The sequence below is a fragment of the Sphingomonas desiccabilis genome, assembly GCF_004135605.1.
Lineage (GTDB): Bacteria > Pseudomonadota > Alphaproteobacteria > Sphingomonadales > Sphingomonadaceae > Sphingomonas > Sphingomonas desiccabilis.
In genome coordinates, this window is the sequence record NZ_SDPT01000002.1 from 787,843 (window position 1) to 803,057 (window position 15,215).

Sequence of the window (15,215 nt, forward strand, 5' to 3'; positions counted from 1 at the left end):
TCAGCCTGCGGCAAAGGGGGTGGTGCCGGTGGGGCGGCCGTCCGCACCCAGGCGGATCGCCTCGATCCGTTCCTGCGCGGCATCCAGGCGGGCGGCGCAGTGCTGGCGCAGCTTGTCGCCCCGCTCATAGAGCTGGATCGCCTTGTCGAGCTCCTCGTCGCCCGTTTCCAGCCGGCCGACGATCTGCTCCAGTTCCTTGAGCGCCTGCTCGAAGCTGAGGTCCGCCATGTCCTGTTCTTCTGTCATGCGGGAGCTATGCGGCAGGTGCGGCAAAGGCGCAACCGCCGGACCGATCGCCGCACTGCCGCGTTGGTACGGCAACCCCGAACCGTCGAGAAAGCCCCCATGTTCACCAGCATCAACCCCGCCACGGGCGAGACCGTCGCCACCTATCCCGAGCTGACGGACGCCGAAGTGGAGAAGAAGGTCGCCGCCGCCCACGCCGCCTTCGCGCAGTGGCGCACCACCGATCTGGCCACCCGTACGGCGCTGCTCTCCGCAATCGCCGACCAGTTCGAGACGAACAAGCAGCGCCTGGGCGAGATCGCGACGAGGGAGATGGGCAAGACGCTCAAGTCCGCCGTCGCCGAGGTCGAGAAATGCGTCAGCGGCTTTCGCTATTATGCGGAGCACGGGCCGAAGCTGCTGGAGCCCGTCGAGGTGCCGCTGGCCAAGGGGACGGGCACCGCGCGCTGGCTCCCGACCGGCGTGGTGCTCGCGATCATGCCGTGGAACTTCCCCTATTGGCAGGTGGTGCGCTTCCTGGCGCCCTGCATCCTGGCGGGCAATGTCGGCCTGTTGAAGCACGCCTCGCTGACCCAGGGCTGCGCGCAGGCGATCGAGGAGATGGTGACGGCCGCCGGCGCGCCGCAGGGGCTGTTCGCGAACCTCGGCATCCCGTCGCGCCGCGTCGCGCCGCTGATCGAGGACGACCGCATCGTCGCCGTCACCCTCACCGGCAGCGAGGGTGCGGGCATCAAGGTGGCCGAGGCGGCCGGCCGTGCGCTCAAGAAGGTGGTGCTGGAACTCGGCGGGTCGGACCCCTTCGTCGTCATGCCCTCGGCCGATCTCGACGCGGCGGCCAAGGCTGCGGTCACCGGGCGCATCCAGAACGCCGGCCAGTCGTGCATCTGCGCCAAGCGGATGATCGTCCACACCGACATCTACGACGCCTTCCTCGACAAGTTCGCCCAAGGCATGCGCGACGCCAAGGTCGACGACCCGATGGCCGAGGACACGACCATGGGCCCGCTGTCGAGCGTCGAGCAGCGCGACACCGTGCTCGATCAGGTCGCGACCGCGCAGGAGAAGGGCGCGCGGCTGCTGATGGGGGCCGAGAAGATCGACCGGCCCGGCGCCTGGATGACGCCGGGCGTGCTGGTCGACGTCCCGCTCGACGATCCGGTCGCGCAGGAGGAGCTGTTCGGCCCCGTCGCGATGGTGTTCCGCGCCGCCGACATCGACGAGGCGATCCGCATCGCCAACGACGTGCCCTTCGGCCTCGGCTCCAGCGTCTGGACCAACGAGCCGGCCGAGCAGGAGCGCTTCGTGCGCGACATCGAGGCGGGGATGACCGCGATCAACCAGATCCTCGCCTCGGTGCCGGAGGCGCCGTTCGGCGGGGTGAAGCGCTCGGGCCACGGCCGGGAGCTCGGCCCCTGGGGCCTGCACGAGTTCATGAACCTGAAGGCGGTGCTCAGCGCGCCGGAGACGGCGCCCAAGGACGCCGGCAGCGCCGCGACGGATTGAGGAGGGCAGCGGCGGGAGCCGAGTTCCTGCCGCAATCCGTTGCGGTATCCGCCTTCACCTACGGCGCGACCTGTACCCCGGCGAAGGCCGGGGCTCAGCTGCGGTGCGGTTCGACGGTTTCGCACACCTCGGCCACCTTCCCAACCGACCCCGGCCTGCGCCGGGGTACGGGAAATGGGCAACTGCCATTAACGGTGCTCCTGCGCAGGCAGGAGCCCAGTGCCAAGCAGTGCGACGCCTCTTAACTCTGGTTCCTGCCCGCGCAGGAGCACGGCAGGAGGTGCGAGCAGGTCTCGAGTGGGTCTAAAATCAGCTGCGACACGTCGGGAACGGCCGGCGCGCCCTTATCGCGCCGCACCGCCGGTCCAGCCGCCGCCCATCGCCTGGTACACGGCCACCAGCGCGGTCAGCTGGTCGGCTCGGGCCTGGGCCAGGGTCAGCTGCGCGTTGAACAGGCTGCGTTGCGCATCGAGCTGTTCCAGATAGGGGCTGTAGCCGGCACGATAGCGGTTGGTCGCGTGCCGCAGCGTCTCCGCAAGCGCCACCCGCTGCGCCTCCAGCCGCCGCTGCTGCTCGCCCAGCCGATCGACGGCGGCGAGCGCATCCTCCACCTCCCGGAGCGCGGTCAGCACCGTGCGCTGATAGCCGAACGCCGCCTGGTCCCTCCGTGCGGCCGACGCCTCGACCCCGCCGCGCAGCCGCCCGCCCTGGAAGATCGGCGCAAGCACGCTCGCCCCCAGCGACCAGATGCCGACCGGGCTTCCAAGCGAGCTGGAGAACAGCTCGCCCGTGGAGGCGGCAAGGTTCAGCGAGGGGAGAAAGGCCGCGCGCGAGGCGGCGAGCGTCGCGTCCGACGCGGCCAGGGTCAGCTCGGCCTGCGCAATGTCCGGCCGGCGGCGCAGCAGTTCGGACGGCAGAACGGCCGGGATCGCGGGCGCCTGCAATGCGGCCAGCGTCGCGCCGCGTTCGATCGCGCGCGGCGATTCGCCGATCAGCATCGCCAGCGCATCCTCCTGCCGTCGCGCGGCGAGTTCGAGCGCGGGCAGCGTCTGCGCGACGCTCTGGTATTCGGCCTCTGCCTGCCGAAGCTCCAGCTCGGACGTATAGCCGACTTCGGCGCGGTCGCGGGCGATGCGCAATGCCTCGCTGCGGGAGGCGATCGTCTCGCGCACGATCTCGATCCGGGCGTCGAGCCCGCGCAGCGTGACGTAGCCGGACGCGGTCGCCGCCGCGACGCTCAGCCGCGTGGCGTCCGCCGCGGCGGCCGCGGCCTCGCCCGACAGCCGCGCCGCCTCGACCTGGTTGGCGATCCGCCCGAACAGGTCGACCTCATAGGCGGCCTGGAACACCGGCTGGGCGGAGGTGCCGACCCCCGGCTGGCCGAGCGCGTTGACGCTGCGCGACTCCGTCAGGCTGGTGCCGGCGCTCAGGGTCGGCAGCCGGGCGGCGCGGGCGATCGTCTCCTGCGCGCGCGCTTCGCGGACCCGTGCCACCGCAATCCCGATGTCGCTGTTGCGGGCAAGCGCCGCCTCGACCAGCCGGGTCAGCACCGGATCGCCGAAGCGCTGCCACCACTGCGCGTCGATCGCGGCGCCCGCCGGCAGCTGCGTGCGCCAGCCGGCCGGCGCGAACACGGCCGCGCCCGCCGGGGGCGGCGTATCGGGCGGGGTACAGCCGGCTGCGAAGGCGACGCCGGCAAGCGCGCAGAGCCCGCGCCTCATCGGGCGTTCGGGGCGGGCCCGCCCCGCGTGTCTACCCGTGCCTCGACCGACATCCCCGGCCGGAGCCGCGCGAACAGCGGGTCGCTGCGGTCGATCGCGATCCGCACCGGGATGCGCTGCGCTACCTTCACGAAGTTGCCGGTCGCATTGTCCGGGCGGATCACGGTGAACTCGTTGGCGGCGGCCGGCGCGATCCGCTCGACGCGCCCGTGCAACTCGGCGCGGTCGAGCGCGTCCACGCGGATCGTCGCCGGCTGACCGGGCGCCATGCGCGCGGTCTGCGCCTCCTTGTAGTTGGCGGTCACCCAGACGGTCGGCGGGACCAGGAAGACCAGCTGCGTGCCGGCGGTGACATATTGCCCCAGGCGGACGCCGACTTCGCCCAGCCGGCCGTCCTGGGGCGCGCGGATCATGGTGTTGGCGAGGTCGATCTCGGCGAGGCGAAGCGCCGCGCGCGCCCCTTCCACCGCTGCCTCCAGCCCGCCACGCCCGACCGTCACCGACCGCACCTGTTCCTGGGCGACGCTGCGCTGCGCCTCCGCCTGGTGCACCGCCGCCTCCGCCTGGCGCAGCGCCGCGAGCGTCTGGTCGCGCTCGCGCAGCGACACCGATCCCTCGTTCACCAGTTCGGCGACGCGCCGCATGTCCGCCTGGGCTCGGGCGAGCTGGGCGCGCGCATTCTCGACCGCGGCCGCCTGGCCGCCCAGCGTCGCCTGGCTCGACCGCTGGCTCTGGGTGGAGTTGCTGAGCGTCGCGATCTGCGTGGCAAGCTGCGCGCGCGCCTGCTCGACCCGCTGGCGATAGATGCGGTCGTCGATCCGCGCGAGCACCTGCCCCTTCTTCACCACCTCGAAGTCGCGGACGGCCACCTCGGTGATATAGCCGTTGACCTGCGGCGCGATCACCGTCGTCTGCCCACGGACATAGGCGTTGTCCGTCTCCTGGAACGCGGTGGTGAAGGGCGGAAGCCCCCAGGCGTAGAGTGCCAGCAAGACGCCCGCGACCAGCATCGCGATGAAGCCGATGGTCGCGCGCAGGCTGCCGCGCGGCGGCGCCCAGCCGCGGGCGGGTGCCGGCGCGGGAGCGGCGGCCGCGTCGGCCTCGCGCGGCACCTCGATCGGGTCCACGAGCCGCTCGTGCGGCTCCTGTGCGGGGGTACGGGGTTCGCTCACGTCGTCTGTCGCATCCGTTGCACTGCCACCAGTTCCTCCGCGAGCGGGTTGACCCCGCGCAGCTTGTGATAGAGCCAATAGCCGCTGAGCCACACGGTCAGCACGACCGAGAGCATCGCGACGAGCAGGAAAACGTCGTTGTAGGCCAGGATGTTCGCCTCGCGCGTGACCTGTTGGGCGAGAAGGCTTGTGCCCTGCGCTTGCTGCCGCGCGGGGTCGCCGATCGCGGAGGCATAGGCGCCGCCGAGTTGCCGGATGCGCGACACGACCTGCGGATCCGTCGTGGTCAGGGCCTGGGTGATCTGGAACGCGTGGAACTTCTCCCGCACGATCTGCAGGCTGCCCAGCAGCGACGATCCGATGAGGCCGCCCATCGTCTGCGAAATACCGAACACGGCGGAAAAGCTGATGATGTGGCTGGGGCCGCGGGCGAGCGCGCGGAAGATGCCGATCATGATCATCGGCCCCAGGAAGAACAGCGCGGCAAAGGAGATCAGCGCCTGGCTGAAATAGAGGTTGGCCGGCCGGGTGAGATTGGTCGCATGCGAGTCCATCCAGGCCGCAATGCCGATCAGCACGATGGACGCGATCACCGGCAGCCCCAGCTCGTTCGGGGTGAGGGTCGCCAGGCTCACGCAGATGCCCGCGATCGAGGCGAACACCACCACCAAGTTCAGCGTGACTAGCTGCTCGTTCCCCATGCCCACTGCGGTCAGCAGGCCGATGGAGCCGAAATTCTGTTCGGACAGCAGGATGCGCATCGATGCGGCGACGACCGCGAACCGCAGGATGTTGCCGTTGCGCATCCAGCGCGTATTGAGCAGCGGGTTGGCCCGGTTGTGCTCGATCAGCAGCGCGATCCCGATCAGCGGGATCGCCGCCGCGATCGCGTATCCAAGCCATTCGGTCGTCCACCACTGGATGCGGCCCTGCACCAGCACGGCGCACAGCAGCGCCATTCCCGGCGCGAACAGGGCAAAGGTCAGGAAGTCGATCCGCTCGAACGCCTGGAAGCGCTCGCTCGGCGGCAGCCTGAGCAGGCCGACCGACGCCAGCGCGGCGAGGGTCAGCCCAAGCTCGAACAGGAACAGGTTCTGGATGTGCCCGTCCAGCAGCAGCAGCGGCGAGATCACCCGCGCCAGCGGCAGCGCGACCGTGGAGGAGCCGAAGCCGATGATCATCCCCGACAGGCGCATCGAAGCCGGCAGCGACTGCATGATGTACATGAAGCACAGCGTGGTGAGCGCGCTTCCCACCAGCCCGGCGGCCCCCCGGACGATCAGCTGGGTCACATAGCCGTGGACGAAAAGCTGGAAGACGTTGAGGCACAGGAACGCCACCAGGAACACGCGGGTGAAGCGTTGCAGGCCGAATTGCTGGCGGAACTTGATCAGCAGCATGCCCATGCACACGCTGGTCATCGCGTTGATCGCAGTCAGCCAGCCTCCCTGCACGGGCGTCAGGCCCAGCGAACCCTGGATCTGGGGCAGGTTGGCGGTGAGCAGGCCGTTGTTCAGGCCGCCCGTGATCCCAAGCAACGTGCCGACCGCGAAATAGGCGTAGCGGCGGCCGAGCGGATGCTCGGGCGTCGCCGGCGAGCCCGGCAGCAGCGGCCGCTCGTGCGGCTTGAATTCATAGGCGGTGGCGACGGCTCGACTCCGCTCAAGGACGACGGCTGGGAGACGGTCAACTTTTCGCGCGGGAAGTCGTTCCGTTGCGGAGATGAAACGGCCCTCCGGCGCGGAACCTTGCCGATCCTCGCGCGTCGCACCGACAGGCGCGGGCAGACCCCCTTTTCGAGGCTGGGCGCCGCGCCGGCAGGAGACAGACATGGCGGAAGAAAATCCCGGTAACAGCACCTCCGAACCCGCAGACGACGGTGCCGCGACCACGGGAGCGGGCATCGGCGGCGCAGACAATGCCTTCGGCGGCGACGGCATGCCGGGCGGATCGGGCGATGCGGCCGGCGGCATGGCCGAGGGGCTGCGCGCCGCGGGCGAGCGCATGCGCGAGGCCGGCGGGCAGATCGCCGGCCAGGGCAGCGAGCTCGGGCTCCGGATGCTCGACCAGGCCGAGACCAACACGCGCGAAGCCTTTCGGATGATGCGCGCCGCCGCCCAGGCTCGCGACATGAACGAGGTGATGCGCCTGCAAAGCGAATTCATGCGCGAGCAGAGCACGCGCTCGGTCGCCCAGGCCCGGGAGATCGGCGAGCTGATCGCCAGCTTCGGCCGCGCCACCATCGGGCAGATGACCGGCAAGTCCTGACCCGCCGGGTCGCAGCGGCGGGCCAAGCGACAGGTGCAACCGCCTCCGTCTCCCGCTAGGAACGGCGGGATGGGACGGAGACGGGGATGTTGAGACGAGGCGTGCTTGCCGCGCTGGCGCTGCTGGGTCTGACGGCGGCTTCCACGTCGGTGCCGCTTGCCGCCCAGCCGCGGCCCGCGCTGGTGCTCGCCGCGGCCAGCCTGCAGGAGTCGATGAACGCCGCGGCCGACGCCTGGGCGCGCCGCGGTCATCCGCGGCCGCGGCTGTCATTCGCCGCCAGCTCGGCGCTCGCCCGGCAGGCCGCCTCCGGCGCGCCGGCAGACCTGTTCGTGTCCGCCGACCGGGACTGGATGGATGATCTCCAGCGGCGCGGACTGGTCGTTCCCGGCACCCGCACCGATCTTCTCGGCAACCGGCCGGTGCTGATCGCGCCACGCGGCAGCAGCGTCCGCGTCGCGTTGCGGCCCGGAGTGGATCTGCGCCCCGCGCTTGGGCCTCGCGGGCGGCTTGCCATGGCCAATCCCGACGCGGTGCCGGCCGGCAAATACGGCAAGGCGGCGCTCGAAAAGCTCGGCGGCTGGCAGCGTGTCGCCCCGCGGGTGGTGCGCGGCGAAAGCGTGCGCGCGGCCCTCGCGCTGGTGGAGCGCGGCGCCGCACCGCTCGGCATCGTCTATGCGACCGACGCACGCGCCTCTGCAAAGGTGCGGATCGCGGGCGTCTTTCCGGCTGGCAGCTACCCCCCGATCGTCTACCCCGCCGCGCGTCTCAGGAACGGGACCAGCCCGGATGCGGAGCCGTTCCGCCGCTTCCTGAACAGCCGCGAGGGCAGGGCGATCTTCGCCCGCTTCGGCTTCTCGACGCGCTGAGCGGTGGAATTGTCGCCCGAGGAATGGACCGTCGTCTGGCTGTCGCTGCGCGTGGGCGGTGTGGCCGTGGCAGCGGCGCTGCCGGTCGCCTTCGCACTCGCCTGGCTGCTGGCGCGCGGACGCTTCCCCGGCCGGGTGCTGCTCGACGGCATCGTCCACCTGCCCCTGGTGTTGCCCCCGGTGGTGACCGGCTGGCTGCTGTTGCTCGCCTTCGCACCGGCAGGCCCGGTCGGCGCGCTTCTCGAGCGCTGGACCGGTGAGACCGTGCTGTTCCGCTGGACCGGGGCCGCGATCGCGGCGGCGGTGATGGCGCTGCCGCTGATGGTGCGGGCGATGCGCCTGTCGATTGAGGCGGTCGACCGCCGCCTCGAATCGGCCGCGCGCACGCTCGGGGCGGGGCGGGTGCGCGTCTTTGCGACCATAACCCTCCCGCTGAGTCTTCCCGGCGTGCTGGCCGGCGCCGTGCTCGGCTTCGCGCGCGCGCTCGGCGAGTTCGGCGCGACCATCACCTTCGTCTCCAACGTGCCCGGCGAAACCCAGACGCTGCCGCTCGCCATCTACGATGCCCTCCAGGTGCCGGGGCGCGAGCCGGCGGTGCTGCGGCTCGCCATCCTCTCGGTCGCGCTCGCCTTGGCCGCGCTTGTCGTCTCCGAGGTGCTGACCCGCCGCTCCGGGCGGAGGCTGCATGTCCTTTGACGTCGATGTCGTGCTCCGCCGCGGGGACCGCCGCTTCGCGTGCCGGATTGCGCCGGCGCCCGGGCTGACGGTGCTGTTCGGCCCCTCGGGAGCCGGTAAGACCACGGTGCTGAACATGCTCGCCGGCCTGGTCCGTCCCGACCGCGGCCATGTCCGGGTGCGCGAGCGAACGCTGTTCGACTCCGCTGCGGGCATCGACGTGGCCATCGCCCGCCGGCAGGCAGGCTATGTCTTCCAGGAGGCGCGGCTGTTCCCGCACCTGCGGGTGCGCAGCAACCTGCGCTACGGCGCCCGCCGGGCGGCGCGGGAAGGGGCGCTGATCGGCTTCGACGAGGCGGTGGCGCTGCTGGAGCTCAAACCCCTGCTCGATCGCTGGCCGCGCACGCTCTCGGGAGGGGAGGCGCGCCGCGTCGCGATCGGCCGCGCGCTGCTGTCGGGCGCGCGCTTCCTGCTGCTGGACGAGCCCATGTCCTCGCTCGACCGCAATCGGCGTGAGGAGGTGATGCGCACCATCGAGCGGCTGCGCGACGAACTCGCGCTGCCCATGCTGATGGTCACCCACGACCCCGGCGAGGTCCAACGCCTCGCCGGGGCGGTCGTGGAGATGTAGGCCCGCGCCTCCCGCGCCGTATCCCTGCGCAGGCGCGCGAAAAGGCTACCCGCGGTAGCGCAGCCCCACCCACAGCGTCCGCGGCGATGCCCGCTCGACCACGTCGGCGCCGCTGATGCCGGTCTCCACCCGCTCGTTGAGCAGGTTCTCGCCCCGCAACTCCACCGAGAAGCCGGCGCGGATCGGTGCTGCGAAGAAGGCGTCCACCGTGGTCGCAGGCGCCAGCGCCTCCGCATTGGCATCGTCCTCGAACTGGCGCGCGGCGTGGCGCAGCGTCAGTGCGGCGCCCCAGCCGCCCTGCCGCCAGTCGACGGTCGCCGACACCAGGTCGCGCGGCGTCTGCGCCGGCCGCAGCCCATCGAGCGCCGCGGCGCTGCCCGACGCCTCCACCCGCGGATCGGTGTGCGACCAGGACAAGCGCGCGCCGACGGGGCCGGGGCGGTAGCTCGCGTCCAGCTCGAACCCCTTCGACTCGATGGCGTCGAGGTTGCGCCGCACCCGGTAGACGCCCGCCGCCGACACGAAGCCCACGCCCGGGAAAGTGCCCGGCCCGCGCCCCTCCGTCACATTGGCGATCGCATCCTCCAGCCGGTTCCAGAAGAAGGTGCCCGACAGCTGCATGCCCGGCAGCGGGGTGAGGGTGACGCCGCCCTCGGCACCGGTCAGCTGCTCGGGTGCCAGGTCCGGATTGGCCGCGGTGGCGTCCGGCCCCACCCGGAACGGTCGGTAGAGCTCGTTGAGTGTCGGCAGTCGCCACCCGCGATAGGCCGCGGCCCGCAATGCGATCGCGTCGCTTGCCTGCCACGCGATCCCCGCACGCCCGGTCGCCTCGCTGCCGTCGCGGTCGGCAAAGCGCGTGTCGGTCAGCGCCGCGCCCCCGGTGAGCGCGCGCTCGTCGAGATGCCCGTCCTCGATCCGCCACCAGTCGACGCGGCCGCCCAGCGACAGGGTCAGGTCGCCCAGCTGCGCCGATCCGTCCGCGAACAGGCCCAGCGTCTGCGTCCGCCCGCCGGTCTCCCGGCGCCGGGTCGGGCTGCCCTCGACAAAGGTGTAGCGTTCCTGCGTGCGCCCCTCGAGCGCCCGCACGTCGCTGCCCAGCCGCAGCGAAACGCCCTTGCCGACCGGCGGCGCGACTTCGAAGCGCGCGCCGATGCCGGTGGCCGGCACGTTATACTGGTCCAGCGACTGGGTGGCGGTGGTCCGGGTCGCATCGACGCTCGCAAAGCTGCTCGCAAAGGCGCGCGTCTGGACATAGCCCAGCGCCGACCAGCCCCAGCGGCCACGGCCGACCAGCCGGACGCTCGCGTCGGCGCCCTCGCTGCTGTTGTCGGTAAAGGCGGTCCCGCGCTCGCGCCGGTCGGTAAAGGCGCTGACGTTGACCTGCACTTCGGTCTCCGGCGCGATGGCGATGCCCGCGCGGATCGCGCCCGACGCCTGCTCATAGGGTGCGGCGCGATCGGCGGGGCCGCGGTCTTCCGCCACGGTCGGCACGAAGCCGTCGCCCCGGGCATAGGCGCCCGACACGGTCGCAAAGCCACTGCCGCGCACCAGCGTTGCCGAGCCGTTGGCCTCCACCGAGTCGCGGCTGCCATAGGCGACGCTTCCGGTGAGCGGCGACAGCTGGTCGGGCGTCGCGCTCTCCAGCTCCACAGTCCCGGCGAGCGCCCCCGGCCCCCAGAAGCCGCTGCCGCCGCCGCGGGTCACGCGGATGCGGCCCAGCCGCTCGGTCGCATAGGCGGGGAAGGCGACCCAGCCGCCGAACGGGTCCGCCTGCGGCACCCCGTCCAGGATCAGCAGCGCGCGGCTCGACGCATTGCCGCCGATGCCGCGCAGCGACAGGCCCTGCGCGGTCGGATGCGCCGAGCGCGAGTCGGCGCGGCGGAACTGCTGCAGGCCGGCCGCGTCCGCGAGCAGGGTTTCGAGCCGATGGCTCGCCTCCGACAGGATGCGCTCGCGGTCGATCTCGACCACCGCCACCGTGGCTTCGGCCGGGGTTTCCAGGCCGCGGCCGGTGACCACCACCTCGTTCATGGGCGGCGTTGCCTCCTGCGCCATCGCGGCGACAGGAGTGCACGCCGCGAGCGCGGCGATGGAATGCGACAGCTTCATGGTGGAAATTCCCTTGTGTCCGGCCCGGGCCCTATTGCCTTCGGGCGCTAAGCTGAACCGAAAAGCGCGGGCATCCAGCGAATGCGGGTTGGTCCGCCCCTAGCATCGCTTGCTTGTGCCCGGGGCGGCTTGCACCCATGTAGCCGTCATGCACACCGCTCCCAACTCGCTCGCCCTGATCGGCAACACTCCGCTCGTCCTGTTGAAAGGCCCAAGCGAAGCCGCGGGCGCGGAAATCTACGGCAAGTGCGAGTTCGCCAACCCCGGCGCCTCGGTGAAGGACCGCGCGGCGCTTTCGATCATCGAGGATGCGGAGGCGCGGGGGCTGATCGCGCCCGGCGGCACGATCGTCGAGGGGACGGCGGGCAACACCGGCATCGGCCTGGCGCTGGTCGCCAACGCCAAGGGCTATCGCACCATCATCGTGATGCCGGAGACGCAGAGCCGGGAAAAGATGGACACGCTGCGCGCGCTCGGCGCCGAACTCGTGCTGGTGCCGGCGGCCCCCTATTCGAATCCCGGCCATTTCGTGCACACCTCGCGCCGCATCGCCGAGGAGACGCCGAACGCGATTTGGGCGAACCAGTTCGACAACATCGCCAACCGCCGCGCGCACATCACCGGCACCGCTCCCGAGATCTGGGAGCAGATGGACGGCCGCATCGACGGCTTCACCTGTGCGGCGGGGACGGGCGGCACGCTTGCGGGTGTCGGCCTGGCGCTCAAGGAGCGCGATCCGAACGTCACCATCGCGCTCAGCGACCCGCACGGCGCCGCGCTCTACGAATATTATGCCAATGGCGAGCTGAAGTCCGAGGGGGCCTCGGTTGCGGAAGGGATCGGCCAGGGCCGGATCACCGCCAATCTGGAGGGGGCGCCCATCGACACCCAGTTCCGCATCTCCGATGCCGAGGGTTACGAATGGGTTCGCCGCCTCTTGGACGAGGAGGGGATCTGCGTCGGCCTCTCGTCGGGCATCAACGTCGCCGGGGCCGTGCGCCTGGCGCGGGAGCTTGGGGCCGGCAGCCGGGTCGCGACGATCCTGTGCGACACGGGCTTTCGCTACCTCTCCACCCTCTACAACCCCGAATGGCTGGAAGCGAAGGGCCTCGCCCCCCTGCGCGAAGCGGCGGCAGCCTGACGCCACGGTCGACAGTGCCGGACGATTCGACTAGTTCTCCTGCAAGCATGCCGAATGCCAATGAACAGCTGAGCGCGATGCAGCGTGTGCGGGTCGGGATGACCGGCCTCGCCGTCGTGCTCATCCTCATCCTCCTGGCGAGTGCGCTGGTCAGTTCCGCGCGCAACGATGCGCCGGTGGTGGCCGTGGGCGTGCCGAACGTGGAGACAGTCGCCAACATGACCGGCACCGACAAGGGCGTGAGCACCGCCGACGCCGGCCGCGAGCCGCTCGCCGAACTCGGCATCGCACCCGCCGCCACCAACAGCATCGCGCCGCCTGCCAAGCTCGCGCCGATGGAGCCGCCGGCTTCGATTCCCCAGTAGGCGCGGTTCCCACCCGCTGACGGACACGTCCGCGCGTCCGCGCTCGGCGCTGCGGTCCCGTGCTCGCGCCCGCGATCGGGCGGCATTTCCCAGTCTCTCCCACCGCCATCGGTCCGCTCCCGCCTCCGCCGCGAAGCGTGGGTTCGGGCGCGTGGGGGTCAATCCCGGACCAACCGGGAAAAAGTGGCGGTAAATCCCACTCTCACCCAGGTTAGCCCATTGTGGGCCAAAGATGGATTTGATACGAATGTGTCAACGAGGGGGCAGCACCTCCGCCGCGAGCCGAAGCGCGACTGGCCGGCGCCAGCATCGTGAGGACAGCGGGGAAGGCGACGCTGCGCGACCGATTGGGGCAGCGTGTCAGACCGAGAACTCTATCTGAGCTACGGGCTGCAAGCAGTTGACGCCAAAGGGCGAGTCGCTGTTCCCGCCAAGCTGCGCGCCGCACTGGAGCGCAACGCGGATGCCCGCGACCTGCTGATCGCGCGCGATGCCCAGCACGGCTGCCTGGTCGGGTTCGACGTCAACTGGCCTCGCGTCCTGCACGCGCGCCTCGATCCGCGTGAGCTGGCGCTCGAGAACAACGGGGAGGCCGTGGACTACAACGTGGCGGGCAATGCGTTCGGCAACCTGGAATCGGCGCCGTTCGACAGCGCCGGCCGCTTCGTGCTGCCCACCTTCTTCCGCCGCCGCGCCAAGATCGAGAAGTGGGCCTTCTTCCACGGCCGCGGCAACACCTTCAACATCTGGAACCCGGAAGCGCTGCTCGCCGACGCAAGCATCGCCGAGGAGACGCGCGAGCTCGTCGAGTTCTGCATGGAAGAGAAGGGGCTGCGATGAGCGAGGCGCCCCACATTCCCGTGCTGCTCGACGAGGTGCTCGACGGCCTCGCGATCGAGCCCGGCGAAGTGCATGTCGACGCCACCTTCGGGGCCGGCGGCTACACCCGCGCGATGCTGGGCCGGGGCGCGCGGGTGATCGCGTTCGATCGCGATCCCGATGCGGTGGCGAATGCCGCGCCGACGCTCGCCGAAGCGGGCGAGCGGCTGACGCTGGTCGAGGCGCCCTTCTCCTCGATGGCCTCGGCACTGGCGGATCTGGGCGTGGTGCCGGTCGACGGCGTGACGATGGACATCGGCGTGTCCTCCATGCAGCTCGACCAGGCGGAGCGCGGCTTCTCGTTCCAGACCGACGGGCCCCTCGACATGCGGATGAGCCAGTCCGGCCCGACCGCGGCCGACTTCGTCAACACCGCCGACGAGGCGGAGATCGCCGACGTGCTCTATCATTATGGTGAGGAGCCGCGCTCGCGGCGGGTGGCGCGCGCGATCGTCGAGGCGCGCCCGATCACCCGCACCGCCGAGCTGGCGTCGATCGTCCGCCGCGCGCTCGGCCACAAGCCGCACGAGAAGAAGGACCCGGCGACCCGCACCTTCCAGGCGCTACGCATCCACCTGAACGCCGAGCTCGACGAGCTGGAGCGCGGGCTGGAGGCGGCAGAGCGCGTGCTGAAGCCGGGCGGGCGACTGGCGGTGGTGACGTTCCACAGCCTGGAGGATCGCATCGTGAAGCGCTTCCTGCGCGAGCGCAGCGGCAGCACCCCCTCCGCGTCGCGGCACATGCCCGCCCAGGCGGCAGGGCGGGCGCCGAGCTTCGAATCCCCCGCCAAGCCGGTGCGCGCCGGCGAGGCGGAACTCGCGCGCAACCCGCGCGCACGATCGGCAACATTGCGAACCGCCCGGCGTACGGCCGCCGCGGCATGGACAGAGGCAGGAGTGAAGTAATGGCAGCGTTCGGGTTCAAGACACTCGGCTGGTGCCTGTGCGTCGCGGTGGTCGCGCCCGCCTTCTACCTCGTCACCTCGCAGGTGGCCGCCGAGCGCAGCCGCGTCGAATCGGTCGAGCGCGCGATCGTGAAGGCGCGCAACGACATCCGCGTGCTGGAGACGGAGTTCGACACCCGCGCGAACCTCGCCCAGCTGGAGCGCTGGAACGGCGACGTCCTGTCTCTGGCCGCTCCCCGTGCCGAGCAGTTCGTCGGTGGCGAGGCGATGCTGGCGCAGCTGCCCGGCCGCACCCCCGGCGACGACGTCCAGTTCGCCTCCTATGTGGTGCCGAGCGCCGGTGTGGTGCTGACCGCCGCGACGATGGCGCAGGCGGAGGCGGACGCCGCAGCAGCCAAGGCCGCAGCCGAAGCGGTGACCACCCGCGCCCCGGTCGCTACCGCCAGCGCGACGTCCACCAAACCCGCCGCCGCAGCGCCCGTGGCAGTCGCGCGGACGCAGCCGGCACCGCGTAAGGCTGCCGCCGCACCGGTCGCCGTCGCAAGCGCCGCGCCCGCAGTGCGCAAGCCTGCCGCCGTCCCGGTCCGCACCGCTGGCCTGGTGACCGCCGCACCCAGCCGCCCGGCCGAGCGCAAGGCCCAGGCCGTGGCGATGCTCGATCAGACGCTGCTCAGCGACCGCACCCTGCGCGATCTCGCCCGCGGCGCCCGTCAGGAGGCGGTGAAGAACCGGTGA

15 protein-coding genes are annotated in these 15,215 nt (G+C 71.4%); 10 read left to right on the forward strand and 5 right to left on the reverse strand.

Annotation, left to right across the window (positions count from 1 at the left end):
- The gene (locus EO081_RS11825) at window positions 1-246 is read right to left on the reverse strand and encodes an exodeoxyribonuclease VII small subunit (protein WP_129342105.1); all 246 of its coding nucleotides are present in this window, start codon (window positions 244-246) and stop codon (window positions 1-3) included.
- A 99-nt stretch (window positions 247-345) separates the two neighbouring features.
- Between EO081_RS11825 and EO081_RS11830 the strand changes: the two genes are divergently transcribed.
- On the forward strand, window positions 346-1,749 hold the full coding sequence (locus tag EO081_RS11830) for an NAD-dependent succinate-semialdehyde dehydrogenase (protein ID WP_129342106.1): 1,404 nt from the start codon (window positions 346-348) through the stop codon (window positions 1,747-1,749).
- 344 nt (window positions 1,750-2,093) lie between these two features.
- On the opposite strand, the gene EO081_RS11835 is transcribed toward EO081_RS11830, so the two are convergent.
- Genes EO081_RS11835 through EO081_RS11845 form a run of 3 tightly spaced genes read right to left on the reverse strand, consistent with a single transcriptional unit; the run spans window position 2,094 to window position 6,474 of the window.
- Window positions 2,094-3,470 carry an efflux transporter outer membrane subunit gene (locus tag EO081_RS11835; RefSeq protein WP_129342107.1) on the reverse strand — a complete coding sequence of 459 codons (1,377 nt, stop codon included), beginning with the start codon at window positions 3,468-3,470 and terminating at the stop codon, window positions 2,094-2,096.
- Window positions 3,467-4,597: an HlyD family secretion protein gene (locus EO081_RS11840; protein WP_375781662.1), complete on the reverse strand. Its 1,131-nt coding sequence runs from the start codon at window positions 4,595-4,597 to the stop codon at window positions 3,467-3,469. Before EO081_RS11840 ends, EO081_RS11835 begins: the two co-directional genes overlap by 4 nt.
- A 41-nt stretch (window positions 4,598-4,638) precedes the next feature.
- Window positions 4,639-6,474 carry an MFS transporter gene (locus tag EO081_RS11845; protein ID WP_206364376.1) on the reverse strand — a complete coding sequence of 612 codons (1,836 nt, stop codon included), beginning with the start codon at window positions 6,472-6,474 and terminating at the stop codon, window positions 4,639-4,641.
- Here EO081_RS11845 and EO081_RS11850 point away from each other — a divergent pair.
- From EO081_RS11850 to EO081_RS11865, 4 genes are all read left to right on the forward strand, one after another.
- Window positions 6,473-6,910, forward strand: a complete 438-nt coding sequence (locus EO081_RS11850; RefSeq protein ID WP_240697647.1) for a phasin family protein — start codon at window positions 6,473-6,475, stop codon at window positions 6,908-6,910. The genes EO081_RS11845 and EO081_RS11850 overlap by 2 nt on opposite strands.
- Window positions 6,911-6,996: 86 nt before the next feature.
- A complete protein-coding gene (gene modA, locus EO081_RS11855) occupies window positions 6,997-7,776 on the forward strand; it encodes a molybdate ABC transporter substrate-binding protein (protein WP_129342108.1) in 780 nt (259 codons plus the stop codon).
- Window positions 7,777-7,785: 9 nt separating this feature from the next.
- Entirely contained in the window at window positions 7,786-8,472 is a 687-nt protein-coding gene (gene modB / locus EO081_RS11860) for a molybdate ABC transporter permease subunit (RefSeq protein ID WP_129342533.1), read from the forward strand.
- Window positions 8,462-9,082: an ATP-binding cassette domain-containing protein gene (locus EO081_RS11865; RefSeq protein ID WP_129342109.1), complete on the forward strand. Its 621-nt coding sequence runs from the start codon at window positions 8,462-8,464 to the stop codon at window positions 9,080-9,082. Before modB ends, EO081_RS11865 begins: the two co-directional genes overlap by 11 nt.
- A 45-nt stretch (window positions 9,083-9,127) precedes the next feature.
- Here the strand turns inward: EO081_RS11865 and EO081_RS11870 are convergent, their stop codons facing one another.
- Entirely contained in the window at window positions 9,128-11,191 is a 2,064-nt protein-coding gene (locus EO081_RS11870; protein WP_129342110.1) for a TonB-dependent receptor, read from the reverse strand.
- Between the two features lie 148 nt (window positions 11,192-11,339).
- Between EO081_RS11870 and EO081_RS11875 the strand changes: the two genes are divergently transcribed.
- The 5 genes from EO081_RS11875 (at window position 11,340) to EO081_RS11895 (ending at window position 15,215) form a co-directional block, all read left to right on the forward strand.
- Window positions 11,340-12,332 carry a cysteine synthase A gene (locus EO081_RS11875; RefSeq protein ID WP_129342111.1) on the forward strand — a complete coding sequence of 331 codons (993 nt, stop codon included), beginning with the start codon at window positions 11,340-11,342 and terminating at the stop codon, window positions 12,330-12,332.
- Window positions 12,333-12,409: 77 nt separating this feature from the next.
- The gene (locus tag EO081_RS11880) at window positions 12,410-12,697 is read left to right on the forward strand and encodes a hypothetical protein (RefSeq protein WP_129342535.1); all 288 of its coding nucleotides are present in this window, start codon (window positions 12,410-12,412) and stop codon (window positions 12,695-12,697) included.
- A gap of 357 nt (window positions 12,698-13,054) precedes the next feature.
- The gene (locus EO081_RS11885) at window positions 13,055-13,537 is read left to right on the forward strand and encodes a division/cell wall cluster transcriptional repressor MraZ (protein ID WP_129342112.1); all 483 of its coding nucleotides are present in this window, start codon (window positions 13,055-13,057) and stop codon (window positions 13,535-13,537) included.
- Window positions 13,534-14,481 carry a 16S rRNA (cytosine(1402)-N(4))-methyltransferase RsmH gene (rsmH, locus tag EO081_RS11890; RefSeq protein ID WP_129342113.1) on the forward strand — a complete coding sequence of 316 codons (948 nt, stop codon included), beginning with the start codon at window positions 13,534-13,536 and terminating at the stop codon, window positions 14,479-14,481. The genes EO081_RS11885 and rsmH overlap by 4 nt, the downstream gene beginning before the upstream one ends.
- Window positions 14,481-15,215: a hypothetical protein gene (locus EO081_RS11895; protein WP_129342114.1), complete on the forward strand. Its 735-nt coding sequence runs from the start codon at window positions 14,481-14,483 to the stop codon at window positions 15,213-15,215. Before rsmH ends, EO081_RS11895 begins: the two co-directional genes overlap by 1 nt.

What these genes read in the sequence shown, in the direction of transcription:
- EO081_RS11825 (WP_129342105.1), bottom strand. Translation starts at nt 246, where the DNA reads ATGACAGAAGAACAGGACATGGCGGACCTCAGCTTCGAGCAGGCGCTC.
- EO081_RS11830 (WP_129342106.1), top strand. Translation starts at nt 346, where the DNA reads ATGTTCACCAGCATCAACCCCGCCACGGGCGAGACCGTCGCCACCTAT.
- EO081_RS11835 (WP_129342107.1), bottom strand. Translation starts at nt 3,470, where the DNA reads ATGAGGCGCGGGCTCTGCGCGCTTGCCGGCGTCGCCTTCGCAGCCGGC.
- EO081_RS11850 (WP_240697647.1), top strand. Translation starts at nt 6,473, where the DNA reads ATGGCGGAAGAAAATCCCGGTAACAGCACCTCCGAACCCGCAGACGAC.
- EO081_RS11845 (WP_206364376.1), bottom strand. Translation starts at nt 6,474, where the DNA reads ATGTCTGTCTCCTGCCGGCGCGGCGCCCAGCCTCGAAAAGGGGGTCTG.
- modA (WP_129342108.1), top strand. Translation starts at nt 6,997, where the DNA reads ATGTTGAGACGAGGCGTGCTTGCCGCGCTGGCGCTGCTGGGTCTGACG.
- EO081_RS11865 (WP_129342109.1), top strand. Translation starts at nt 8,462, where the DNA reads ATGTCCTTTGACGTCGATGTCGTGCTCCGCCGCGGGGACCGCCGCTTC.
- EO081_RS11870 (WP_129342110.1), bottom strand. Translation starts at nt 11,191, where the DNA reads ATGAAGCTGTCGCATTCCATCGCCGCGCTCGCGGCGTGCACTCCTGTC.
- EO081_RS11875 (WP_129342111.1), top strand. Translation starts at nt 11,340, where the DNA reads ATGCACACCGCTCCCAACTCGCTCGCCCTGATCGGCAACACTCCGCTC.
- EO081_RS11880 (WP_129342535.1), top strand. Translation starts at nt 12,410, where the DNA reads ATGCAGCGTGTGCGGGTCGGGATGACCGGCCTCGCCGTCGTGCTCATC.
- rsmH (WP_129342113.1), top strand. Translation starts at nt 13,534, where the DNA reads ATGAGCGAGGCGCCCCACATTCCCGTGCTGCTCGACGAGGTGCTCGAC.
- EO081_RS11895 (WP_129342114.1), top strand. Translation starts at nt 14,481, where the DNA reads ATGGCAGCGTTCGGGTTCAAGACACTCGGCTGGTGCCTGTGCGTCGCG.